This is a genomic window from Pseudomonas sp. LBUM1645 (genome assembly GCF_059716185.1).
Genome location: NZ_CP166811.1, coordinates 5,057,394 through 5,081,988 on the forward strand (window position 1 = coordinate 5,057,394; position 24,595 = coordinate 5,081,988).

Annotated in this window: 22 protein-coding genes and 1 tRNA gene; 10 read left to right on the plus strand and 13 right to left on the minus strand. The window is 58.4% G+C overall.

All coding sequences use genetic code 11. The annotated features are described in order from the left end of the window. Positions 1-139: 139 nt before the first annotated feature. Complete coding sequence (gene prpB, locus ACA079_RS22790; protein ID WP_008146328.1) at positions 140-1,030, minus strand: methylisocitrate lyase; 891 nt, start codon at positions 1,028-1,030, stop codon at positions 140-142. Continuing rightward, a complete protein-coding gene (locus ACA079_RS22795) occupies positions 1,027-1,746 on the minus strand; it encodes a GntR family transcriptional regulator (RefSeq protein ID WP_177327884.1) in 720 nt (239 codons plus the stop codon). Before ACA079_RS22795 ends, prpB begins: the two co-directional genes overlap by 4 nt. A gap of 302 nt (positions 1,747-2,048) precedes the next feature. Here ACA079_RS22795 and rloA point away from each other — a divergent pair, with 302 nt between their 5' ends. The 4 genes from rloA to pabB all read left to right on the plus strand — a co-directional run bounded on the left by rloA (position 2,049) and on the right by pabB (position 6,665). Continuing rightward, positions 2,049-2,585: a retropepsin-like aspartic peptidase RloA gene (gene rloA / locus ACA079_RS22800; protein ID WP_008146333.1), complete on the plus strand. Its 537-nt coding sequence runs from the start codon at positions 2,049-2,051 to the stop codon at positions 2,583-2,585. Between the two features lie 5 nt (positions 2,586-2,590). Beyond that, positions 2,591-4,126: an osmotic stress tolerance membrane protein RloB gene (gene rloB, locus ACA079_RS22805; protein WP_497701029.1), complete on the plus strand. Its 1,536-nt coding sequence runs from the start codon at positions 2,591-2,593 to the stop codon at positions 4,124-4,126. Then, entirely contained in the window at positions 4,126-5,112 is a 987-nt protein-coding gene (locus ACA079_RS22810) for an alpha-L-glutamate ligase-like protein (RefSeq protein ID WP_497701030.1), read from the plus strand. The genes rloB and ACA079_RS22810 overlap by 1 nt, the downstream gene beginning before the upstream one ends. 215 nt (positions 5,113-5,327) lie before the next feature. After that, positions 5,328-6,665 (plus strand): aminodeoxychorismate synthase component I, encoded by a 1,338-nt coding sequence (gene pabB / locus ACA079_RS22815; protein WP_497701031.1) that lies wholly within the window; start codon positions 5,328-5,330, stop codon positions 6,663-6,665. Positions 6,666-6,752: 87 nt separating this feature from the next. Here pabB and thrH read toward each other — a convergent pair whose 3' ends face one another. Further along, positions 6,753-7,370, minus strand: a complete 618-nt coding sequence (gene thrH, locus ACA079_RS22820) for a bifunctional phosphoserine phosphatase/homoserine phosphotransferase ThrH (RefSeq protein WP_056744191.1) — start codon at positions 7,368-7,370, stop codon at positions 6,753-6,755. 173 nt (positions 7,371-7,543) lie between these two features. Between thrH and ACA079_RS22825 the strand changes: the two genes are divergently transcribed. From ACA079_RS22825 to ACA079_RS22835, 3 genes are all read left to right on the plus strand, one after another. After that, on the plus strand, positions 7,544-8,284 hold the full coding sequence (locus tag ACA079_RS22825; protein ID WP_462045010.1) for a phosphoadenylyl-sulfate reductase: 741 nt from the start codon (positions 7,544-7,546) through the stop codon (positions 8,282-8,284). A gap of 573 nt (positions 8,285-8,857) precedes the next feature. Next, positions 8,858-10,399, plus strand: coding sequence for an NCS1 family nucleobase:cation symporter-1 (locus ACA079_RS22830; RefSeq protein ID WP_497701032.1), 1,542 nt, complete (start codon positions 8,858-8,860; stop codon positions 10,397-10,399). Positions 10,400-10,455: 56 nt separating this feature from the next. Further along, positions 10,456-11,184, plus strand: coding sequence for an aspartate/glutamate racemase family protein (locus tag ACA079_RS22835; protein WP_497701033.1), 729 nt, complete (start codon positions 10,456-10,458; stop codon positions 11,182-11,184). Positions 11,185-11,316: 132 nt separating this feature from the next. On the opposite strand, the gene ACA079_RS22840 is transcribed toward ACA079_RS22835, so the two are convergent. Next, the gene (locus tag ACA079_RS22840) at positions 11,317-12,240 is read right to left on the minus strand and encodes a LysR family transcriptional regulator (RefSeq protein WP_497701034.1); all 924 of its coding nucleotides are present in this window, start codon (positions 12,238-12,240) and stop codon (positions 11,317-11,319) included. 125 nt (positions 12,241-12,365) lie between these two features. On the opposite strand from ACA079_RS22840, the gene ACA079_RS22845 reads away from it, so the two are divergent. Next, entirely contained in the window at positions 12,366-13,112 is a 747-nt protein-coding gene (locus ACA079_RS22845; RefSeq protein WP_497701035.1) for a 3-oxoacyl-ACP reductase family protein, read from the plus strand. Between the two features lie 70 nt (positions 13,113-13,182). Here ACA079_RS22845 and ACA079_RS22850 read toward each other — a convergent pair whose 3' ends face one another. Beyond that, entirely contained in the window at positions 13,183-13,878 is a 696-nt protein-coding gene (locus tag ACA079_RS22850) for an HAD-IA family hydrolase (RefSeq protein WP_415759818.1), read from the minus strand. 263 nt (positions 13,879-14,141) lie between these two features. Here ACA079_RS22850 and ACA079_RS22855 point away from each other — a divergent pair, with 263 nt between their 5' ends. After that, on the plus strand, positions 14,142-19,007 hold the full coding sequence (locus ACA079_RS22855) for an RHS repeat-associated core domain-containing protein (protein WP_497701036.1): 4,866 nt from the start codon (positions 14,142-14,144) through the stop codon (positions 19,005-19,007). A 3-nt stretch (positions 19,008-19,010) separates the two neighbouring features. After that, positions 19,011-19,409, plus strand: a complete 399-nt coding sequence (locus tag ACA079_RS22860) for a hypothetical protein (RefSeq protein ID WP_497701037.1) — start codon at positions 19,011-19,013, stop codon at positions 19,407-19,409. Between the two features lie 534 nt (positions 19,410-19,943). Here ACA079_RS22860 and ACA079_RS22865 read toward each other — a convergent pair. The 8 genes from ACA079_RS22865 to ACA079_RS22900 form a co-directional block, all read right to left on the minus strand. Next, positions 19,944-20,156 carry a hypothetical protein gene (locus ACA079_RS22865; RefSeq protein WP_497701038.1) on the minus strand — a complete coding sequence of 71 codons (213 nt, stop codon included), beginning with the start codon at positions 20,154-20,156 and terminating at the stop codon, positions 19,944-19,946. A 108-nt stretch (positions 20,157-20,264) separates the two neighbouring features. Further along, positions 20,265-20,447, minus strand: coding sequence for a hypothetical protein (locus tag ACA079_RS22870; RefSeq protein ID WP_282479668.1), 183 nt, complete (start codon positions 20,445-20,447; stop codon positions 20,265-20,267). Positions 20,448-20,575: 128 nt separating this feature from the next. Then, complete coding sequence (locus ACA079_RS22875) at positions 20,576-21,004, minus strand: glycine zipper domain-containing protein (RefSeq protein ID WP_415770391.1); 429 nt, start codon at positions 21,002-21,004, stop codon at positions 20,576-20,578. Between the two features lie 183 nt (positions 21,005-21,187). Continuing rightward, complete coding sequence (locus ACA079_RS22880) at positions 21,188-21,559, minus strand: hypothetical protein (RefSeq protein WP_059404653.1); 372 nt, start codon at positions 21,557-21,559, stop codon at positions 21,188-21,190. 666 nt (positions 21,560-22,225) lie between these two features. Continuing rightward, positions 22,226-22,546, minus strand: a complete 321-nt coding sequence (locus ACA079_RS22885; RefSeq protein ID WP_095130296.1) for a YbjQ family protein — start codon at positions 22,544-22,546, stop codon at positions 22,226-22,228. A 33-nt stretch (positions 22,547-22,579) separates the two neighbouring features. Further along, positions 22,580-23,866 (minus strand): serine hydrolase domain-containing protein, encoded by a 1,287-nt coding sequence (locus ACA079_RS22890; protein ID WP_497704365.1) that lies wholly within the window; start codon positions 23,864-23,866, stop codon positions 22,580-22,582. Positions 23,867-23,958: 92 nt separating this feature from the next. Next, on the minus strand, positions 23,959-24,141 hold the full coding sequence (locus ACA079_RS22895) for a hypothetical protein (RefSeq protein ID WP_082459027.1): 183 nt from the start codon (positions 24,139-24,141) through the stop codon (positions 23,959-23,961). A gap of 328 nt (positions 24,142-24,469) precedes the next feature. Then, positions 24,470-24,559 (minus strand) — tRNA-Ser (locus ACA079_RS22900). Positions 24,560-24,595: the final 36 nt, after the last annotated feature.

Here is a 24,595-nt window from a genome sequence, read left to right on the forward strand (position 1 = left end):
GAATCGGCAAGTTGTGATTCATCAGGTCTTTTGGGTGTTGCCGAAAAGATCGCAGCCTTCGGCAGCTCCTACATTGACCGCGCTCGACAACAACCCTGTAGGAGCTGTCGAGTGAAACGAGGCTGCGATCTTTTGATCTTTACTTCTTCGCGGCAAATAACGCATCGAGCTTCTGCTCGAAGGTGTGGTAGTCGATGCGATCGTAAAGCTCCATGCGGGTCTGCATGGTGTCGATAACGTTCTGTTGCGTGCCATCGCGGCGGATCGCGGTGTAGACGTTTTCCGCGGCTTTGTTCATCGCGCGGAACGCCGAGAGCGGGTACAGCACCAGCGACACATCGGCAGCGGCGAGTTGCTCGGTGGTGTACAGCGGGGTCGCGCCGAATTCGGTGATGTTGGCCAGGATCGGTGCTTTCACGCGGCTGGCGAACAGCTTGTACATGTCCAGTTCGGTGATGGCTTCCGGGAAAATCATGTCGGCGCCGGCCTCGATGCACGCGGCGGCACGATCCAGCGCAGATTCCAGACCTTCCACCGCGAGGGCGTCGGTGCGGGCCATGATCACGAAGCTGTCATCGGTGCGCGCATCAACAGCAGCCTTGATCCGATCGACCATTTCCTGCAGGGACACGATCTCTTTATTAGGGCGGTGACCGCAGCGCTTGGCGCCAACCTGGTCTTCGATGTGAATCGCCGCCGCGCCGAACTTGATCATCGACTTGACGGTACGCGCCACGTTGAACGCCGAGGAACCGAAACCGGTGTCCACGTCCACCAGCAGCGGCAGGTCGCAAACGTCAGTGATGCGACGCACGTCAGTCAGCACGTCGTCCAGGCCGGTGATGCCCAGGTCCGGCACGCCGAGGGAGCCAGCAGCCACCCCGCCACCCGACAGATAAATAGCCTTGAAACCGGCGCGCTTGGCCAGCAGCGCGTGGTTGGCGTTGATCGCGCCAACGACTTGCAGCGGATGTTCGCTGGCGACCGCATCGCGGAAACGCTGGCCTGGAGTGCTCTTGTTGGAACTCATGACTCACCTCGTTCAGTGGCTGTCTGGTTAGCGCCGTCCTGGTAGTGACGGGCGATATTGCGTTTGGAGGCGCCGATGTGGCGGCGCATCAACAACTCGGCTAGCTCACCGTCACGGTCGGCGATGGCGTCGAGAATTCGGTGGTGCTCGGCAAAGGCCTGACGCGGACGATTGGGCGTGGTGGAAAACTGGATGCGGTACATGCGCACCAGTTGATAGAGCTCGCCGCAGAGCATCTGCGTCAGGGTGCGGTTGCCGCTGCCCTGGATGATTCGGTAATGGAAGTCGAAATCGCCTTCCTGCTGGTAGTAGCCGACACCGGCCTGAAACGCCGCATCGCGCTCATGGGTTTCGAGGACCCGGCGCAGTTCGTCGATTTCTTCAAGAGTCATGCGTTCGGCCGCCAGACGGCAGGCCATGCCTTCGAGGGATTCGCGGATTTCGTAGAGTTCCAGCAGCTCGGCATGGCTCAACGAAACCACCCGCGCCCCGACGTGCGGTACGCGAACCAGCAGGCGCTGGCCTTCCAGACGGTGGATCGCCTCGCGCAACGGCCCGCGGCTGATGCCATAGGTGCGCGCCAGTTCCGGCTCGGAGATCTTGCTGCCCGGGGCGATCTCGCCCTTGACGATGGCCGCCTGAATGCGCCGGAAGACGTTCTCGGAAAGTGTCTCTGAATCGTCTTGGGCAATGACCGGGGGATCGAGTTGATCCAGCATATTGTCGACACCTTGAAAGCTGATGCCGCAAAAACTAGCGAATACAGACCTTTTAGTCAAAGGATAAATAGGTATTGTCGACAATCGTCTAATAACCGACTGCACCAGAACGACGCAGTCCCTCTGTTTATAGCCGCCTCCCGGCGCTGGCGCCATAAAACCACCGTGCTAGAATGCCGGCCGCATTTGTTTGTGACATCTGCACTGCTTGTCATAAACAGTTGATAGGCATACGAGGGAGCTTGCGCAGCGATGCCAGGGCCTTGAATCGAAGTACGGACCGCTGCGCACCAGGATTTATGAGACTCAAGCCCTTCCCCACCTTCCTTTATCTTCTTTGCCTGCCCGGTTTCGCCGCGGCGGGGGAAAAGACTGTTTACGGCCTCAACGAGTACGCCTCCCTGGACGGCATCGACCTGGAAGTCGCCGCCAAACTCGACACCGGAGCGAAAACCGCGTCCCTGAGTGCCCGTGACATCAAACGTTTCAAACGCAATGGCGAATCCTGGGTGCGCTTCTATCTAGCGATCGACGCTGCGCACTCGCACCCGATCGAACGGCCACTGGCCCGCGTCAGCAAGATCAAGCGCAGGGCCGGCGACTACGACCCGGAAGAAGGTAAGAAGTACACCGCCCGTCCGGTGATCGAGCTGAATATCTGCATGGGTTCGGCTTTACGCAGTATCGAAGTGAACTTGACCGACCGCAGCGCCTTCCAATATCCGCTCCTGATCGGCTCCGAAGCGTTGAAACGCTTCGATGCGCTGGTCGACCCCAGTCTTAAATACGCTGCTGGCAAACCCGCCTGCGCCACCGACGCTCATACCGCAGAGTAATTCCAATGCGCTCTCTTACCCTTCACCTGAAATTCCTGATCGCCATCCTGGTGGTGCTGGGTATTTCAGTCACGGCCTATCAGATCTTCGTGCTCGGCATCCCCGTGACCGAAGACGCCACCGACGACTTGTGGAACATCGACGCCAAAGTCGAGTTCGTCGCCAGTACCAAGGACCCGGTCAAGATCCAGATGTTCGTACCGCCGCTGAGCCGCGATTACGTCAGCCTCAACGAGAGTTTCATTTCCAATAACTACGGCGTGGCCGTGAACCGTGCCGACGGCAACCGCAAAGTCACCTGGTCGGCACGTCGGGCCAAAGGCAATCAAACGCTTTATTACCGCCTGGTGCTGACCAAGCGCTACACCGGTGAAAAATCCAAGGTCAAAGGGCCAACCTTCCGCGACAGCATCGCCGTCGAAGGCGCGGAAAAAATCGCCGCCGAAGCCCTGCTCGCACCGATCCGCCAACACTCGGCCGACGTTGAAACCTTCATCGGCGAAGCCATCAAGCGTGTCAACAATCTCAACGACGACAATGTGAAGCTGTTGCTGGGCGGCGATCCGTCCCCCGGGCACAAGGCGAAAATCGTCGAATTGGTGCTGTCCATCGCGCACGTGCCTGTGGAAAAGGTCCACACCATTCGTCTGGTGGCCGACCAGCCGCAAACACCGGAACTGTGGCTGCGCAGTTTCAACGGCACCGACTGGCTGTACTTCAACCCGGAAACCGGTGAACAGGGTCTGCCGACCGACCGCCTGCTGTGGTGGACCGGCGACGAAAACCTGATCACCGTCGATGGCGGCAAGAAAGCCAACGTGACTTTCAGCCTGAACAACAGCGAAATGAACGCGATTCGCCTGGCCAAGCTGACCGACGAAAACACCGACGCCAACTTCCTCGAATACTCGCTGTACGGCCTGCCGCTGCAAACCCAGCAGACCTTCATGATCATGGTGATGATCCCGATCGGCGTGCTGGTGATCCTGATCCTGCGCAACCTGATCGGCATTCAGACCCTCGGCACCTTTACTCCGGTGCTGATCGCCCTGGCGTTCCGGGAAACCCAGCTCGGCTTCGGTATTGTGCTGTTTACCATCATCACGGCGTTGGGGCTGTCGCTGCGTTCCTACCTTGAACACTTGAAGCTGCAAATGCTGCCGAGGCTGTCGGTGGTGCTGACTTTCGTGGTGGTGCTGATCGCGGCGATCAGCCTGCTCAGCCATAAACTTGGCCTGGAACGCGGGCTGTCGGTGGCGCTGTTCCCCATGGTGATTCTGACCATGACCATCGAACGCCTGTCGATTACCTGGGAAGAACGCGGTTCCGGCCATGCCATGAAAGTGGCGATCGGTACGCTGTTCGCCGCGTCGCTGGCGCACCTGATCATGAGCGTTCCGGAGCTGGTTTACTTCGTGTTCACCTTCCCGGCGATCCTGTTGATCCTGGTGGGCTTCATGCTGGCGATGGGTCGTTATCGCGGCTACCGCCTGACCGAACTGGTGCGCTTCAAGGCCTTCCTGAAGAAGGCTGACGCCTGATGTTCGGCTTCTGGAAGACCTGGAAGGCCCTGGAAGCCCGGGGCATCATGGGGATCAATCGGCGTAACGCAGACTACGTGCTCAAGTACAACAAGCGCAGTCTGTACCCGATTGTCGATGACAAGATCATCACCAAGGAACGCGCCATCGCCGCCGGCATTCATGTGCCGGAACTGTATGGCGTGATTTCCACCGAGAAAGAAATCGACAACCTCGACGACATCATCGGCGGGCGCAACGACTTCGTGATCAAACCGGCCCAGGGCGCGGGCGGTGACGGCATCATTGTGGTTGCCGACCGGTTCGAGGGGCGCTATCGCACAGTGTCCGGCAAGATCGTCGACCATGAGGAACTCGAGCACCATATCTCCAGCATCCTCACCGGCCTTTATTCCCTGGGCGGTCACCGGGATCGGGCGCTGATCGAGTACCGCGTGACCCCGGACCAGATCTTCAAGAGCATCAGCTATGAAGGCGTGCCGGACATTCGGATCATCGTGCTGATGGGCTATCCGGTGATGGCCATGCTGCGGCTGCCAACCCGCCAGTCCGGCGGCAAAGCCAACCTGCACCAGGGCGCCATCGGTGTCGGTGTCGACCTCGCTACCGGCCTGACCCTGCGCGGCACCTGGCTGAACAACATCATCACCAAACACCCGGACACCACCAACGCAGTGGATGGCGTGCAACTGCCCTACTGGGACGGTTTCATGAAACTTGCCGCGGGCTGCTATGAGCTGTGCGGGCTGGGTTACATCGGTGTCGACATGGTGCTGGACCAGGAGAAAGGGCCGCTGATTCTTGAGCTCAATGCCCGGCCTGGGTTGAACATTCAGATTGCCAATGATTGCGGGCTGACGTTGCGCACGCATGCGGTTGAAGCACGGCTGGAAGAGTTGAAGGCTCGTGGGGTTGTTGAGACGGTTCAAGAGCGGGTTGAGTTTGTTCAGGAAATGTTTGGGCATATTCCAGCCGTCGAAGGTTGATCCGAGACCGAGTCGCGGCCATCGCGAGCAAGCTCGCTCCCACAAGGATTGCGCTAAACCCTGTGGGAGCGAGCTTGCTCGCGATGGCGGCCTGACAGTCAGCAACACCTTCAACCCTGCCCCCAATCTGCCCAACACCGACATCCCCTCTAGGAGCAATTCCCCGAGGAGACTACAATCGCCACCCCCGCCTCGATGGCTGATCTGCCCCGCCCATGTTGACCTGTTCCGTACACCCGCTCCCCTATCGCGCCAACCCCGCCGAGTACTTCGCGGCGATTCGTCATGCCCCCGGTGCCGTCCTGCTCGACAGTGGCCGGCCGAGTGCCGAGCGTGGACGTTATGACCTGCTCAGTGCCTGGCCACTGGAGCAAATAGCGGTACTCCCTGACGAAAGTGGCAGCGATTTCCTGCAACGCCTTCGCGACAATCTGACACGACTCGGTGAAGCGGCTGTTCCTTGCGACTTGCCCTTCGCTGGCGGCCTCATCGGTTACCTGAGCTACGACTTCGGTCGGCATCTGGAAAACCTGCCGAGTCAGGCGCAGGACGATCTGCAATTGCCCGACGCACGTTTCGGTCTGTATGACTGGGCGCTGATCAGCGATCACCAACTGAGTACAAGTCAGTTGGTCTTCCACCCGTCGCTGATCGACAGCGAACGTCAGCGTCTGATCACGCTATTCAGTGAACCGACGGCTGAAGCAGTCGAGTCTTTCAAGTTGAAAGCCCCGATGAAAGCCGACCTGAGCGCTGACGAATATCGCCATGCGCTAGAACGCATTCAGCAGTACATCCAGGCCGGCGACTGTTACCAGGTCAACTTCGCCCAGCGTTTCCGCGCTCAGTGCCAGGGCGATCCATGGGCCGCGTATTGCGCGTTACGGGCGGCGTGCCCGACGCCGTTTTCCGGTTTCCAGAGCCTGCCCGACGGCGGCGCGGTGTTGAGCCTGTCGCCAGAACGTTTCGTCAAAGTCAGCGAACGCCATGTAGAAACCCGTCCGATCAAAGGCACCCGCCCTCGCGGACTGACCGCTGCCGAAGATGCGACAAACGCCGCCGAACTGCTGGACAGCCCCAAGGACCGCGCGGAAAACCTGATGATCGTCGACTTGCTGCGCAACGATCTCGGCCGGACTTGCCGTATCGGTTCGGTGCGGGTGCCGGAGTTGTTCAGCCTGGAAAGCTACCCGAACGTGCATCACTTGGTGAGCAGCGTCACCGGAGAACTGGCGGATGACCGGGACGCGCTGGACCTGATCGCCGGCAGCTTCCCTGGCGGCTCGATTACCGGCGCACCGAAAATTCGCGCGATGCAGATCATCGACGAGCTGGAGCCGACGCGTCGAGGGTTGTACTGCGGGTCTTTGCTGTATCTGGACGTGCGCGGCGAGATGGACAGCTCGATCGCGATTCGCAGTTTGTTGGTGAAAGATGGACAGGTGTGTTGCTGGGGCGGTGGCGGGATCGTCGCGGATTCCGAGTGGCAGGCCGAGTATCAGGAATCGATTACCAAGGTAAAAGTACTGCTCGATACCCTGCAAAACCTGTAGGAGCTGCCGCAGGCTGCGATCTTTTGATCTTGCCTTTAAAGCAAAGTCAAAAGATCGCAGCCTGCGGCAGCTCCTACATGAATGTGTTTACAGACTCAACGCCCGATTCGAAGCCTTGATAAATTCCTGCTTCAGCTCTTCAAAGCTGTGCACCGCCGGGAACTGCGGAAACTCGCGAATCACATTGTCCGGCGCATGGAACAGAATCCCCGCATCCGCCTCGCCCAGCATCGTGGTGTCGTTGTAGGAATCCCCCGCCGCGATCACCCGGTAGTAAAGGCTCTTGAAGGCCAAAACCGACTGGCGCTTGGGATCTTTCTGACGTAATTGATAGCTCGTCACCCGACCGGAATCGTCAGTAATCAGTCGATGGCAGAGCAATGTCGGGAAGCCCAGTTGACGCATCAGCGGCTGGGAGAACTCGTAGAACGTGTCCGACAGAATCACCACCTGAAAGCGTTCACGCAGCCAGTTGACGAACTCGATGGCGCCGTCCAGCGGCTTGAGCGTGGCGATCACTTCCTGGATGTCAGTGAGTTTCAAACCGTGCTCGTCGAGGATCCGCAGGCGCTGCTTCATCAGCACGTCGTAGTCGGGGATGTCCCGGGTGGTAGCCCTCAGGGATTCGATCCCGGTTTTTTCGGCGAAGGCGATCCAGATTTCCGGGACCAGTACACCTTCAAGATCCAGACAGGCAATTTCCACAAGACACTCCCATTTGTATTGATTATTGAGTCGAGCGAGCAAAAGGACTGCCGAACTCTAGCGACTCAGGCTGGTCGGCGCAACGCAGAGGGCGCGCCAGCGGCTGCAGGATTTTGTTACCATCAGACCCATATAGAGCGCCCAGCGCCACCGACCTGTAGGAAGCCGCCCTGATGAGCCCATCGTTCGACGTCGTGGAACTCGCCACGACCTATGCCAACAAATCCGCCCAGGACATCCTGAAACTCGCGTTCGCCGAGTTTGGCGATGACCTGTGGATATCTTTCAGCGGCGCCGAAGACGTGGTGCTGGTGGACATGGCCTGGAAGCTGAACAAGAACGTCAAAGTGTTCAGCCTCGACACCGGCCGCTTGCACCCCGAGACCTACCGCTTCATCGATCAGGTGCGCGAGCACTACAAGATCGACATCGAACTGGTGTCGCCGGACTACACCAAGCTCGAACCTTTCGTGAAGGAAAAGGGCCTGTTCAGCTTCTACAAGGACGGCCATGGCGAATGCTGCGGCATCCGCAAAATCGAGCCGCTTCGTCGCAAGCTCTCGGGTGTGACGGCCTGGGCCACCGGTCAGCGTCGGGATCAGAGTCCTGGGACTCGCAGCGCCGTCGCTGTGCTGGAAATCGACACCGCGTTCTCCACCCCGGAACGCACCCTGTACAAATTCAACCCGCTGGCGCAAATGACCAGTGAAGAGATCTGGGGTTACATCCGCATGCTGGAGCTGCCGTACAACAGCCTGCACGAACGCGGGTTCATCAGCATCGGCTGCGAACCCTGCACCCGCCCGGTGTTGCCGAACCAGCACGAGCGCGAAGGTCGTTGGTGGTGGGAAGAAGCGACGCAGAAAGAATGCGGGCTGCATGCGGGCAACATCATCAGCAAATCCAAGACCTGACCTCCAGCCTTGTAGAGATCCCCTGTGGGAGCGAGCTTGCTCGCGATATCGGACTGACATTCAACATTCATGTCGACTGATACACCGCTATCGCGAGCAAGCTCGCTCCCACAGGGTCACATCTCCAGCTTCGAAAATGTGTACACACGAATGTCACCATAGGTGCCATTTGTGTGTGCACTTTTCATTTATGCGCCCCAAAAAGTTACACGCTCCTCTCCAGACTTCCTCAGTCGACCTTTCGTACCAATTCCGCTGAAAAATAAATACCTGTTCACTCGGTCAATTTATATCGCCTTTATTTCAGTCACTTACCGCGAGCGGATAACAAAACGAAATTAGAGGAAGAATTCATAGATCGCTGACTGGCATGGATCTGGCTTAAGTGCATACATGTTTTGTATACAATCATATCAAAACATACACACACTTTAGATCCGCAAGCCTGAAGCGCCCTATCCCGTACAGGCTGCAGATGCCCCGTAACCAATGATGCTGACTGCCCGCGACGAAGATTTGTCGAGCCAACGCTCATGCACAGTCATCGCGACGCCAAGCTCGGAGCCTGCCGGAATGCGTACTAGCCTCTCCAATAACAACATCGCGCTGGATCTGCCCTCCTTCCCACCCACTTCAACCCCTCACGACCAAACGTTTCAAGAACCCGTCGTACTCAGCCCTCGCCTGCACAACAAGGACCTGGCGCCGACCAAGGCCGAAGGTCGACGCTGGGGCCGCTACAGCATCTTCGCCCTGTGGACCAACGACGTTCACAACATCGCCAATTACTCATTCGCCATCGGGCTGTATGCGCTCGGACTGGGCGGCTGGCAAATCCTGCTGTCCCTGGGGATCGGTGCGGCGTTGGTGTACAGCTTCATGAACCTCTCCGGTTACATGGGGCAAAAGACCGGCGTGCCGTTTCCTGTCATCAGCCGGATCAGTTTCGGCATTCACGGGGCGCAGATTCCTGCATTGATCCGTGCTGTTATCGCCATCGCCTGGTTCGGAATTCAGACCTACCTGGCCTCGGTGGTCTTTCGCGTACTGCTGACAGCGGTTCATCCCGGCTTCGCTGACTACGACCACAACTCGATCCTCGGTCTATCGAGCCTGGGCTGGGTGTGCTTTGTGGCGATCTGGTTCGTGCAACTGGCGATCCTCGCCTATGGCATGGAGATGGTGCGGCGCTACGAAGCGTTCGCCGGGCCAGTGATTCTGCTGACCGTCGCCGCCCTCGCCGCGTGGATGTACTTTCAGGCCAACGCGACCATCGCCTGGTCGATCCGCGAGCCGCTGACCGGCGGTGAGATGTGGCGCAACATCTTTGCCGGCGGTGCGTTGTGGCTGTCGATCTACGGCACGCTGATCCTCAACTTCTGCGACTTCGCCCGTTCTTCACCGTGCCGCAAGACCATCAAGGTCGGCAATTTCTGGGGCCTGCCGGTAAATATTCTGGTGTTCGCCAGCATCACCGTCCTGCTCTGCGGCGCGCAATTTCAGATCAATGGACGGATCATCGAAAGCCCGACCGAGATCATTGCCTCGATCCCCAACACCTTCTTTCTGGTGCTCGGCTGCCTGGCGTTCCTGATCGTCACCGTGGCAGTGAACATCATGGCCAACTTCGTCGCCCCGGCCTTCGTGCTGAGCAACCTGGCGCCCAAATACCTGACATTCCGCCGCGCCGGGCTGATCAGCGCAACTATCGCGGTGCTGATCCTGCCGTGGAACCTCTACAACAGCCCGCTGGTGATCGTGTATTTCCTGTCCGGCCTCGGCGCCCTGCTCGGCCCGTTGTACGGCGTGATCATGGTCGACTACTGGCTCGTACGAAAAGGTCAGGTCAACGTGCCGCAGTTGTACAGCGAAGACCCCAACGGCGCTTATTACTACAGCCGCGGAGTCAATTTACGCGCCGTCGCGGCCTTCATTCCTGCCGCGCTGATCGCCATCGTCCTGGCGCTGGTACCGGGCTTCGACAGCGTATCGCCCTTCTCCTGGCTGATTGGGGCCGGGATTGCCGGGATGATCTACCTGATCATCGCCAAACGGCAGCCTCATTACGCAGACGTCAGCGGTGAAGCCATCGCCGTCGATAACGTCAGCCATTAATCCCTAGGCGGTCCGGCACCGTCGGGCCGCAGAACCACCCGTTATAAGGACTTCCCATGCGAATTCTCGTGGTCAACGTCAACACCACCGAGTCCATCACCCAGGCCATCGCCCGTTCGGCTCAGTCCGTGGCCGCGCCGGGCACGGAAATCATCGGCCTGACGCCCTACTTCGGTGCTGACTCCATCGAAGGCAATTTCGAAAGTTATCTGGCCGCTATCGCGGTGATGGACCGGGTGATGGCTTACGACCAACCCTTCGACGCCGTGATTCAGGCCGGTTACGGCGAACACGGCCGCGAAGGTTTGCAGGAGTTGCTCAACGTGCCGGTGGTGGACATCACCGATGCGGCGGCCAGCACCGCCATGTTCCTCGGCCATGCCTACTCGGTGGTCACCACGCTGGACCGCACCGTGCCGCTGATCGAGGATCGCCTCAAACTGTCCGGACTCTGGGACCGTTGCGCGTCCGTCCGGGCCAGTGGTTTGGCGGTGCTGGAACTGGAATCCGATCCCGAGCGTGCGCTGGAGGCAATTATTCGTCAGGCGGAATTGGCCGTGCTTGAAGACAAGGCCGAGGTGATTTGCCTGGGCTGCGGCGGCATGGCCGGGCTGGATGAACAGATTCGTCAGCGCACCGGTGTGCCAGTGGTGGATGGTGTGACGGCGGCGGTGACGATTGCCGAGTCGTTGGTGAGGTTGGGATTGTCGACTTCCAAGGTGCGGACGTATGCGACGCCGCGGCCGAAGAAAATTATTGGCTGGCCGGGGGGGTTTGGCAGGTAGACCGCGTTATCGTTCATCGCGAGCAAGCTCGGCTCCCACAGGTTTTGCGTCGTTTACATCATTGTGGCACGACGCATAACCTGTGGGAGCCGAGCTTGCTCGCGATGGCAACACCTCGGTCTCAAGCCTGGCTCAAAGAGCACTAAACCGCTGCCCCAACCCCTGCTCCGCAAACTGCTCAATGATGAAATCCACAAACGCCCGGGTCTTGCCGGGCAGCAGTTTGTGTTCCGCGTAATAGATAGAAATGTTGCCATCGTCGACAAACCAGTCCGGCAGCACCCGCTGCAAGGTCCCGGCCTCCAGATAGCCCACGGCAAACGGCATGCTCACCAGCGCAATGCCCAACCCTTGGGCGGCCGTGGCACAGGCCGCCTCCGAATCGCTCATGGTCATCCGCGCCTTGAGCGTTAGCGGGCTGTGTTGCTGGGTGTGACTGGTCAATTGCCAGGAACGCACACGACCTGTCTGTGGCGATCGAATCAGGATGCCATCGTGATGCTTCAGATCGTCGGGCTCGGCAATCACCTCACGCCCCGCAAGATAGTCAGTTGACGCCACCAACACCCGATGGGCCGGCGTCAGCTTGCGCGCCACCACCCCCTGCGGCAGCTCGAATCCCCCACCAATCGCCGCATCGAACCCCTGAGCAATCAGATCGACCTGACGATTATCGAAATGCCAGTCCGGGTTGATCGCCGGAAAGCGCCGCAGAAACTCCCCGAGCAACGGCACGACATACAACCGCCCGAACACCGTGCCCATGCTGACCTTTAACGTCCCCGCTGGTAGCCCCTCGGCGCTGGCCAGATTGGCCACGGCATTCTGGATCGTGTGAAGACTGGAGCTCACTTCACCGAGAAACCGATGACCCGCTTCCGTGAGCGTCAGGCTGCGAGTGCTGCGCTGAAACAGCCGCACACCCAGTCGCGCCTCAAGTTTGGCAACACTCTTGCCCACCGCCGCTGGGGTCAGACTCAGACGGCGCGCGGCTTCGGCGAAGCTGCCGACCTCGGCACTGCGCACAAAGCATTCGATACTGCTGAAGGTTTCCATAAGCGCCACTATAAACTTCTGGTTTACACAGACTATCGCAATTACCGTCTACACAGCCGGTAATCCTGAATCGATACTAGGCTCCATCAACCGAGACATCTCGCCTCGGGACTTTGGAGATCGATATGACTACTCAGAACCTCAGCGGCAAAGTGGCTTTGATTCAAGGCGGATCCCGCGGTATCGGCGCCGCTATTGTCAAACGCCTGGCCGCTGAAGGCGCGACAGTCGCCTTCACCTACGTCAGCTCCACGGCCAAAGCCGAAGAATTGCAAAACAGCATCACCGGTAACGGCGGCAAAGCCCTCGCCATCAAGGCTGACAGCGCCGACGCCGAGGCCATTCGCAACGCCGTGACCGCCACCGTAAAAGCCTTCGGTCGTTTGGACATTCTGGTCAACAACGCTGGCGTGCTGGCCGTTGCACCGCTGGAAGATTTCAAACTCGAAGACTTCGACCAAACCCTCGCGATCAACGTGCGCAGCGTATTCATCGCCACCCAGGCCGCAGCCAAACACATGACCGAAGGTGGTCGCATCATCAACATCGGCAGCACCAACGCCGACCGCATGCCCTTCGCCGGTGGTGGCCCGTACGCCATGAGCAAGTCGGCGCTGGTCGGCCTGACCAAAGGCCTGGCTCGTGACCTCGGCCCGCGCGGCATCACCATCAACAATGTGCAACCGGGCCCGGTCGACACTGACATGAACCCGGCCGATGGTGACTTCGCCGAAAGCCTGATCCCGTTGATGGCAGTGGGCCGTTACGGCAAAGCGGAAGAAATCGCCAGTTTCGTCGCCTACCTCGTCGGTCCCGAAGCCGGCTACATCACCGGTGCCAGCCTGACCATCGACGGTGGTTTCGGCGCCTGATGTTCTGACTCACGCATAAAAAAACGCCGGCAACCCTGATCAGGTTGCCGGCGTTTTCATGTACGCAGCTTTAAGCCCATTCGAGGGCTGGCAAACCGCAAGCGCTCGGTTTGAACGCTTTCAGCGTACGAAGAATGCCATCGGCGTGTGCGTATTTTTCATCAGCCATCGCCGCATCCGGGATCGCAATCGCGGTCATCCCCGCCGCTTTCGCCGCCGTGACACCGAACGGTGAATCCTCGAACACCAGGCAATCCTCAGGCGCGACACCCAGGCGCCGCGCAGCCGTGAGGAAGATGTCCGGCGCCGGTTTGGCTGCGCCGACTTCCGGATCATCAGCTGTCACGATGAAATCAAACAGCGCGAACCAGTCGCGGTGCAAGGTAGTTTTCTGACCGAACGATTGACGCGAAGAGCTGGTGCCCACCGCAATCGGAATGTTATTGGCCTTCAGATGCCGAACCAGTTCCTGTGCGCCAGGCATCGCCAGCGCTGTAGGAAAACGCTCGCGCATCAGTGGTTCGCGGATCACCAGGAACTCTTCGGCGGTGATCGGCAGGTCCAGCGCCTTGACCACATAACGCGCCAGATCACCCGCGCCACGGCCGATGATGTTCTGTTTGACGCTCCAGTCGAAGACCCGACCGTAACGCGCGGCAATCATGGACGTGACCTCGGTGTAAATGCCCTCGGTGTCCAGCAACAAGCCATCCATATCGAAAATCACGGCCTTGATCGGGCCGAATTCATTCAGCGGTGCATTCATCGCATCTGATCCGTTTTCTAATGACATCCCAGAGGCGGCTCAGGTACGGCCGGGTCCGCGATCGATTAAAGGATTCAGCAGCATAACGAGCGCGGCGGGCAAAGGGCAACGGGCAATGCCTGAGCGGTACTAAAACCTGCGCCGAAGTGCTCTTCGTCATTTAGCGATTTCCCCTACACCAAACACTTACTTTCCCGACTTCTTTCCCCGCCGATCCCCCGCAAAGTCTCGCGCTCTGAATTGATCCGCGCGAGAGACTGTGAATGTTCGTACCTGACAACCTCCTGGCCTTGAACAACACCATCGGGCTGCTGGTGGTCGCCGCCATGGACCCTGACCAGCCGAATGTCGAAGCGCTGCTCGATGACTTTCGGCTCTGCCTGAATGACTACGACGCCTGGGCTGAAAGTTTCTGGACCAGCAAGGCCCTGGATGTCGAACAAGTATTCAAGGTCGGCAACGAAGTCCGTCTAAGCGCGCCGAAGCATTCGACCACGCCTGTCAGTGCGACAGTCGCCGTGTGCCAGGCCAGCGGTCCGTTGACCCTGGTGCATATGTTTGAGGCAGCGCGTTTCGTGCCGATCGGTAATACGCCGGTGATGCTTGAACCTTTGCTTTCCGAGGTGGCGGGCGAGCAGACGTTTGGCGAGCCGATCTACGACGAGATCGGCCCCAGCGGCATCCTGGTAATCCCCGATTGCCAGCGCGGCCAGCGTTATCGCATCACGTTCTTTCCCGATGTATCCGCTGATCACGTCAAAGCACTTTACGCCTCCTATCAGGGCGTCATCGGCGAGCTGGAAGGCTGGTTGCGCAATGAATGGACGACCGAATTCGAATCTGCGTGGGCCGGGTTCTCCCAGGCCGGTTTCATCAAGCGCTACGGCATGCTGCAACAGGCCGACTGGCGCGGCTTCGAGAACTCGCTGAACGGTTTGTGGGATGACGTAAAACAGATTTACGCCCTGATCGCGGACCTGCAGGCCAACAGCGAAAAACTCCTTGAATACCTGACCCAATCCGAGCTCGAAACGCTGCTGAACGCCTCGGCGGAGTCCATCGCCAAAGTGTTGCTGATGCTGAGCGACGAGCCGTTGATGTTCATTCATCTCGCGGCGCTCACCAGTTGGCTGAGGATGCTGCCGCCGCAGTACATCGCCGAGGTCGTGGCGGAAATTCGTACGGAGATATTGATCAGTTTCCTGCTCATGTGCCTTACCGGTCCTGCGGGACTGGAATTGCGTCTGAGTCAGAAGTTGCTGTCCAAGATCAAGTCCCCGCAGACCCGGCAATGGCTGGCGGCCGCCAGTTTGCGATTGGCTGAGCTCACCGCCAGGTCCGACCTGACAGCCCACGCTGGCGCGCTCAAACCGCTGATGGTCAATGCCCGGAATGCACCGATCAAACCGGCGCCCGCCGTGTCGTTGCAAATCACCGCGGGTGTTGCGCCGGTTTTGTTGGTGAAGAATCCGGTGGTCATTGCTCGCGACAAATCCGAAGCCATGACCAGGATTGGCAGGCAGGAACATCGCGACGATGCCCCGGATCAAGCGAAAAACCCCAACGGTGACAGCGTCGATTGCGGACCGTTGACCTGTACCAATGGCTGTCCGGTATCGATGGTCACGGGCGAGGAACTGCTCACGCTGACCGACGGTGCGCTGGACGGGATTTTGCCGTTCGACTTCACCCGGCTCTATCGCACCAGTGCGGTGGAGATCGATTGCGGGCTCGGATTCGGCTGGAGTCACAGCCTCGCGCATCACCTGGAAATCGACGGCGAGACCGTCATCTGGATCGACCACGAAAACCGCCGGACCACGTTCCCGCTGCCAAACAGTGAACGCCCGGCGATCCACAACAGCCTGTCGCGGGCGGCGATTTATCTCGGTGACGAGCCGGAAGAACTGATCCTCGCGCTGGCTGGCGAAAAAGCGCGGTTTTTCCACTTTCGTGCAGGACGTCTGACGGCCATCAGCGATGCCTATGGCAATCGGCTGACAGTGCAGCGGGACTCTTCTGACAGGATTAAGCGCCTCGAAAACGGCGCAGGGCGTTCTCTTCTGTTGCGCTATGAGCGCCGGCACATCGTCGCCATCGAGTATCAGCGTTTTCAGCCGGCCGACACCCTGGAAGATTCTTGGTGTACCGAGCAAACCCTGGTTGCCTACCGCTACGACGCTCGTCATCGCTTGATCGAAGCAACCAATGCCGCCGGCGAAAGCGAACGCTACGACTACGACGATCAGCACGTCATCCTGCAGCGGCAGTTGGCCGGCGGAGCAAGTTTCTACTGGGAGTGGGAGCGTGCCGGCAAAGCGGCCCGGTGCGTGCGGCATTGGGCGTCGTTTTCGCAGATGGACACGCGTTATGTCTGGGACGACAACGGCAGTGTGCTGGTTAAAAACGCCGACGGTAGCGAAGAGATTTACGAGCACGACGACCGGGCGCGGCTGGTGCGCAAGGTCGAGCTGGATGGAGGCGAACACCTCAAGGCCTACGACGACAACGGTCGGTTGCTTGCCGAGCAGGATCCGCTCGGCGCCGTCACCGAATACCGTTATGACGAGGTCGGACGCCTTATCGCGCTGATTCCGCCGGAAGACGAACCAACGGCCTACGAGTATCGCCACGGTTTCCTGCACACGCGGTTTCGCGGCAAAGCGGTGTGGAAATATCAGCGCAACGCCCAGGGTGACATCACGGAGGCGACCGACCCCGACGGCCATGTCAGCCACTATCACTACGACGAAAAAGGGCAATTGCTGTCGATCCGTTACCCGGACACCAGCCGGCATGTGTTCGTCTGGAACGCCCTGGGGCAATTGCTCGAAGAGACCTTGCCGGACGGTGGCCAGCGGCGGTTTTCCTACGACGCGCTGGGGCGGCAGATTACCCGGCAAGACGAACACGGTGCCGTCACGAAGTACCAATGGGATGCCGTTGGCCGACTGATCCAGACGACTTTGCCTACCGGCGCCAGCCGCGCGTTCAGCTACAACGCCTACGGCAAGATCACCGCCGAGCGCGATGAACTGGGTCGTATCACCCGCTACGAATACGTCGACGATCTGCACCTGGTCAGCCGCCGGATCAATCCCGACGGCACCCAGCTGAACTACCGCTACGACAACGCCCAGCTGTTGCTCACGAAAATCGAAAACGAATCCGGCGAAACATATCTCCTGGACTACACGCCCAATGGCTTGATCCGACAGGAAACCGGATTCGACGGCCAACGCACGGCGTACGCCTACGACCTCAATGGCCAGCTGCTGGAGAAAACCGAGTTCGGTGAGGACGGTTCGCAACTGGTGACGGCGTATGAGCGGGATTCGGCCGGGCGCCTGCTGGTCAAAACCCTGCCCGACGGCATCAAGGTTCAATACCGCTACGACAGCCTCGGTCGGTTGGTCAGCGTCGACGATGGCCACGACCATCCGCTGGAATTCGAGTACGACCAGCAGGATCGTCTGATCACCGAACATCAGGGCTGGGGCACGCTGCGTTATGGCTACGACGCCTGCGGCCAACTCAATCGCCTGCGCCTGCCGGACAACAGCAAACTCGACTACCACCACGCCAAGGGCGGTGCGCTGAAGGCCATCGACCTCAACGGCACCCGACTGACGTCGCATACCTTCTTCGCCGGTCGCGAACTAAACCGCCAACAAGGCCTGTTGCTCAGCGATTATCAGTATGACGATCAGGGCCGTCTGAAAGCCCACTCTGTCAGCCAACACCTCCAACCGCTGTATCGCCGCGACTATGCCTACAGCACCAACGGCAACCTCGACTACATTGCCGACACGCGACACGGCCAACGCAGCTACCAATACGATCCACTCGACCGCCTGATCCGAGTCCGCCACTCCCGCGATCAACAACCGGAAAGCTTCGCCCACGACCCGGCGGGCAACCTGCTGATGCAGGATCGTCCTGGCCCGACCACCGTCAAAGGCAATCGCCTGCTCATGCAGGGCGACCGCCATTACGACTACGACGCCTTTGGCAACCTGATCCGCGAGCGCCGCGGCACCGGGCAAAAACTCGTCACCGAGTACCGCTACGACTGCCAACATCGGCTGATCGGCGCCACCCTGCCCAACGGCAGCCAGGCGACCTACCGCTACGACGCCTTCGGCCGCCGCATCAGCAAAACCGTCGACAGTAACACCACCGAGTTCTTCTGGCAGGGCGACCACCTCGTCGCCGAACACAGCCAGGATCACCACCGCAGCTACGTCTACGAACCCGGCACTTTCCGACCGCTCGCCATGCTCGACGGCAAAGGCCCACACCAGGCCTGCCCGTTCTACTACCAACTCGATCACCTCGGCACACCGCAAGAACTCACCGACTACAGCGGCGAGATCATCTGGGCCGCCCGATACACAGCCTATGGCCGCCTGACTCGCCTCAACCGCGACACCCATCAGGTGCTTGATCAGCCATTGAGGTTTCAGGGGCAGTATTTCGATGCGGAGACCGGCCTGCATTACAACCGGCATCGCTACTACAATCCGGATGTTGGACGGTATTTGACGCCGGACCCGAGCAAGTTGGCGGGTGGGTCAAACGGGTATCAGTACACGCGGAACCCGACGGGGTGGGCTGATCCGCTGGGGTTGAGTGAGTGTCCGGGTGGGGATGGGTGTAAGAAGCCGGCGTTTGGGGATGAGGATCCGACTGAGAAGATTAAGGTTGATGAGGGGGAAGCTCAACTCCCATCATATCCAGAGGAATTGTATTTATATCGTGGAGACGGTCGTCACCCAGATGAGATATTTGAACAAGGATTTAAAACCAAGGGCGACAGCAATGACTTGCTGCTCCATTCCCTAGATAGCAACAAGCCTCCGAGCAATTTTGTAAGCACCACCCCAGTTCGAGAGGTTGGAATCGATTTCGCGACAAAATTCAACATGAGAAGCGGTTTTTTGTACACCATACGGATGATCCCTGGACGAGATCTGACTTCGGAACTTGGGAAAAAATATAAGTTTGGTAGCGAGCGAGAGTTAGCAATTCCAGGCGGAGTCAAAAGAGAAGATATTTTAGGCGTAACCCCTATTGGTGCTAATGGTCGCCCATCTGGTCACACCACCTTAAATCCGAACAGGAAATAGAACGTGGACAGCGTAAAGATTTTAATAATCAAAAATGGCAAGCGTCAATCCGCTGAGCTTCTCTGTGACTCCGAAAATCTAAGCATTACTTTTGTTATGGAAGATGGTTATCGAAATTCATACTCTGGCGACGACTTTTATAAATGCCTGGGTCATGTCAGGGAAAACCATCGTGACGTAACTTTTTTGTGTAAAGGAGCAAAAATAAACGTACACCCCTCTAGTATGTCCTCACAGATGTCGTTAGGCGTAAAAGCATATGAACTAACACTGGGAAAACAAGCATTAAGAAGTGATTTAGTGAGTATCTTTGATTACGAGGAAAACAATCTGACAAACGATCCTGAGGTTCAGGAAGAGTTTTTCATGCGATGGGTTGAGTCTGACATCTCCGACGAGTAGCTAGCTCAAAGATACCGTATCCGGAAAAAGCCCAGTTAAAACTGGGCTCATCTTCCGGTAAGAACTCGGACTTAACCACCCGAACCACTCGTACCACCACCAGCACCGCCCGTTCCTCCTCCTGCACGCCCCGAACTACCGGATCCTCCAGACCCACTCCCAGAACCACTCCCCATCGAACCTCCACCACTCATCGCCTCGCTTCCCGCCTTCGGGCTGGTGCTACTTCCGTTTGCATCACCACCATTCCCACCCTTAATAGTGCCAGGCGGCAGCGCCTTCTCGTCCGCGGAGCCCGCATTCATTTCGGAGTACGGCGGCATCCCGCCCTTATCCACAGGTGCATCGTTGCCGGAGGACTGAGCAAACGCCGACATTGAGCCGGCCAACATCACGCCGATCACCGTCAGGGTCGTCAATTTTGACCTGATCATGGTGTATCTCCTTTAACAAGGTGCGTACCTGAATTCTGGCAGCCATCGCTTTTCAAAGGTGCCGCACAATCGACGAGCGGCGCTGCGCCACAGCGCATGTTCAGCTCGGTTCGTTTGAGCCGTCGTCACCGGCAATGTCCGGATCGTCAGGGTGACCTTCCACATCCCCACGCTTCACTTCATCGGACGGCACTTGCTCTACACCAGCGTCATCATCAGGCGGACGTTGATCACGACTCAGGGGATCGGTCGGTGAAGGCAGCGGATATTCGGGGGTATCGTCGATGTCGGAGTCTTTCGGATCAGCGTTCATAAAGCACCTCTCAAGGGGCCTGAGAAGCAGGCCCTGAAGTTTCGAGGATTGGGCCCTGCGTTGCGTTCGATCAGAGAGACGATCGGTCGAGCCCGTCGCACAGCAGCGTCAATCTTCGTCCTCTTCCTCGTCTTCGAACTCGATATTTCCGACATCACCTGCATCATCGGAATCATTGAGCGGCACCGTTGCGTCATCCATCAACGAGCCTGGGTCTTCGTTTCCTGGATCGTTAATGAACGGAAGCCCGCTCGGGCCTTTTTCTTCCTTGCCTTCGGTTTCAGGGGTCATGGCATGCCTCACAGCATTCTGGGGTGTATGAAGTTCGAGGCGGCCTACGACCAAACGTTCCTGAGTCCTACGATCAGAAACGAAAAACCCGGCGCTAGGCCGGGTTTCTGGTGTAGCTCGATGTCGAATCAGTGATGTTTGTTTCTGTGCTTATTTTTATGCTTATGTTTGTGGCCGTTACCGGAGTGCGAACTGCCGCTGTCGCTACCCAGGTTGTTGCCGACTGCCCCCCCCGCCGCGCCGCCCAGGCCTGCGCCAATGGTCGAACCGGTAGAACCGCCGAGGCTATTACCAATCACCGAGCCACCAGCCGACCCCAAACCACCACCAATCGCCGCTTCTGTGCGACTGCCTTTGTTCGCGCCGACCGCGCTACCTGCCGCGCCACCTACACCGGCGCCAATCGCGGCACCCGTGCTGCCGCCCATTTGCTGGCCGACCACGTTACCTAGCGCACCGCCAATACCACCGCCAACTGCAGCGGTGCCGTCACCGGCGGCCATTGCACCTTGAGCGACCAAAAGTCCCAGAACCAACGTGGACAATGTCAAACGCATGATATGAACCTCTAAATTCCGTATCGGGGGTAAGAGAACGCGTTACGGATGGCGGGATTCTAGCTTTTTCTCCACGCCAGCGTTGATTGTTGGACAGCTGTAGTTCCGAAGAGCGCGAAGAAGAAACATCCAGATACGAAAAGCCCGGCATCAAGCCGGGCTTTTTGAGCTGATCGATCAGGATCAGTGACGCTTGTGACCTTTGGCCAGATTGCTGCCCACGCCGCCGCCCAATGCGCCGCCCAAGCCTGCGCCAATGGTGGAACCGGTCTTGCCGCCCAGGCTGTTGCCGATCACCGAACCGCCGGCCGCGCCGACACCACCACCAATGGCGGCTTTAGTGCGGCTGCCTTTGCGTGCAGCAACAGCACTGCCAGCCGCGCCCGCAACACCAGCACCAATCGCTGCACCGGTGCTGCCGCCCATGCTCTGGCCGACCACATTACCCAGCGCGCCACCCAAACCACCACCGATGGCGGCAGTGCCATCACCCGCAGCCATCGCACCTTGAGCAACCAAAAGCCCCAGAACCAAAGCAGGCAGTGTTAAACGCATGACAAGAACCTCAAAAAAGGGGGTAACCGAAAGGGGCGAGATTGAATGCTTTAAAGGAGACAAAGTCCAGACACGCACGGGCACAACCTCGCAATAGGCGACGGTTGGACAGCGTTTTTAGAAAAGGTTTTATGACAGGCAAAAAAAAGCCCGCTGGGGAACGGGCCAGGTACTGCTTTCTAACGGATGAGTTGAGCCTACGTAGGCAGGTGTGAAAAGTTTGTGAAAAAAAACACCAACAGCGTGTTGTGTATCTGTAGTCCAAATCCCAACAGCCGACCTTGTGAAAATAAAAACCCCGCTCAATGGCGGGGGCTGTCCGGTTGACGGTTACATCCTGGAAGACGGCATCCTCTTGGGCAAGAATTTCGACTTTACAGTTCGGGGCGCCTTGGATTTCAATTTGGCGACCTGGACCCGGTTTTCACCAAAGCCCGCCATATACTCCGCTTGACCACACTGCACGCAATTGTTGATCGGAAACTCAGACCCGTCGTCTTCGATATACGAATCAGCCATACCTTTCCCCTCTCAAAAAAGGGTCGACACCGGCAAGCCCTATTTGCCCGAAAAATATCGACCTTCAACGCGTTTGAGACTAGTCAGTCATTACCGGACTTGTAGTTCAGATTATTGCGTCCCCGACGAACGGCCTCGTGACCACATTCACCTCAACTTGACCGCCGTCCCGGTCACAAACACCACCACCATCCCGCCCTTCCCGGCCGGCATGCTGATCTCATAATCAAGCCCCACCACCGCATCAGCCTGAAGTGCCCGCGCCCGTTCCTTCAACTCGTCGGTTGCCTGAATCCGTGCTTCCTTCAACGCCCGCTCCAATGTCTGAGAGCGCCCACCGAAAAAATCCCGCATCCCGGCGAACATATCGCGGATCACGTTGACCCCCTGCACCGACTCGGCACTGACGATGTCCAGATAGGCGGTGATTTGTCGGCCTTCGATGGTGTGGGTTGTGGTGGTGATCATTAAATTTCCTTCTTCATGGCCGGGGATAATTACTCAAGGCAACCTGGACAGATGTTGAGCTAGCGCATCAAACGCCGGCAAGGTAACCGGATCATTAGCCGAGTTACTGGCGACCGGATGGGAGGCGTAGCGAACAATCACCATCTCGGCTTTCGGGTCGACATAAATGCGTTGCCCATGGACCCCACGCGCCATGAAGGCTCCACCCTCTTTGTTGGTCACCCACCACATTGAACGGTAGCTCCAATCCTTCAACAAATCGTAACCCGCCTGGGCGAATGCCTGCTTGTCGCCGCCGCGACGGAGGTCGTCAACCACCGCTTGGGGCACGATTTGCTGACCGTTGAACTGGCCGTCATTACGCAACATCTCGCCAAATCGCGCCAGGTCACGCAAGCCCGTGTTCAAGCCGCCCCCAGCAAACGGAGTGCCGATGGAGTCCACCGTGAAATAAGCGTCCTGCTCAGCCCCCAAACGGCTCCAGATCCGCTCCGATAACAACTGTGCGACGTTGCGACCCGTCGCTCGAGCGATGATCCAGCCCAGTACATCGGTATTGACGGTCTTGTAGCCGAACGCGCTGCCGTGTTCGCCTTGCGGTTGAACCGTCTGCAAAAACTCGTAGTAACTTCGCGGACCGCTGTAGTCCTTTGGCTTGGGCAGAGGGCTGCCAGCTTTTGCATGGGCCCAGACCTCGGCGTTCGGGTCGGCGTAGTCTTCGCTGTATTTGAGGCCGGTCGTCATATCGAGGACCTGGCGCACCGTGGCGCTGCCAAACGCGGAAGCCGTCAGTTCGGGGACGTATTCGGCGACGTGCTTGTTCGCATCGATTCGCCCTTCAGCCACCAACATCGCCCCTAATGTGCCGACCACGGACTTGGTCACCGACATTGCCGCGTGCTGGCCTTCAGGCTTCAGCACGCCAAAGTAACGCTCGTAGACAACTTTCCCGCGATGCATCACCACAATCCCGTCGGTGTAGGTCGCCGCGAGGGATTGCTCCCAGGTCATCGGAGCCTTCGCGCCAAGCGGGACGAAGCTGATCGCATCGATGTCATTGCGCAGCGCAGATACCAATGGAACCGGCGCACCGAGCCCCCTTGAAACGTTGATCGTAGGCATCAGTTGACGGAAGTTCGAGACACTCCAGCGCATCGCCGGGAACTGGAAATAGCTGCCATCTTCGAAACGCACGGTGCGATCTGCAGGTGGTGGCGAGCCGACCATCCAGCCTAGTTTTGCGGGGTCGCTGGCTTCGGCGTCGGGGAAAGTATTGGTTGTGGATGCGATGGCTAATAAGGAGACGGTACTCATCAACATGGCTGTGAGGGAAATAGCCATGCGGCGGGAAGCGGCGCGAGGGCGAGACATAGTGTCGATTCCATTCGAGGGGGTTTGGGCAGTCCAACAGGTTAGAGCAGCTTGACCAACACAGTTGTGACAGTAGCCACCGTGCCAATCAACCCAGTCGCTACAGCCACCGGATACCAAAAAGTTTCACGGGTCATCTTCCCGGCCTCGGCGTTCAGCTTGCGCTGCTCAGCCATCAGCTTGACGATCTCCACGTGAACCTTTTCCAGTTCGGCCTGTTCCATGGTGAATTCCTGCATAACGTGCGTTCGTCCTTCCAGATAATAGGCCGCGTCATGTGCCTTGCCGTTGATTCATTTTGTACCCTAAAGGCGCAAAGCGAATACCCCTCACGAAACGGCTCGTGTCAGGTGCCGAAACCTATGAAAGCACCCAACTACCTGGCTTTCCAGCATTACTTCCCACATGCCTATCACCCGTCCTACATGAATTTCGGAAGCGCCTTCGCCGATGGGCTTGGGTCAATAACATTGGCATCCACGAAATCCAGACGCCAGAAACCACAAAACCCCTGACTTCTCTCGAAATCAGGGGTTTTGGTTACATCGAATTTGGCGGTGAAGGAGAGATTCGAACTCTCGATACAATTTCTTGTATACACACTTTCCAGGCGTGCTCCTTAAGCCACTCGGACACTTCACCGTATCTCGTCAAACATGTTCTGTCTGTCGAGGCGCG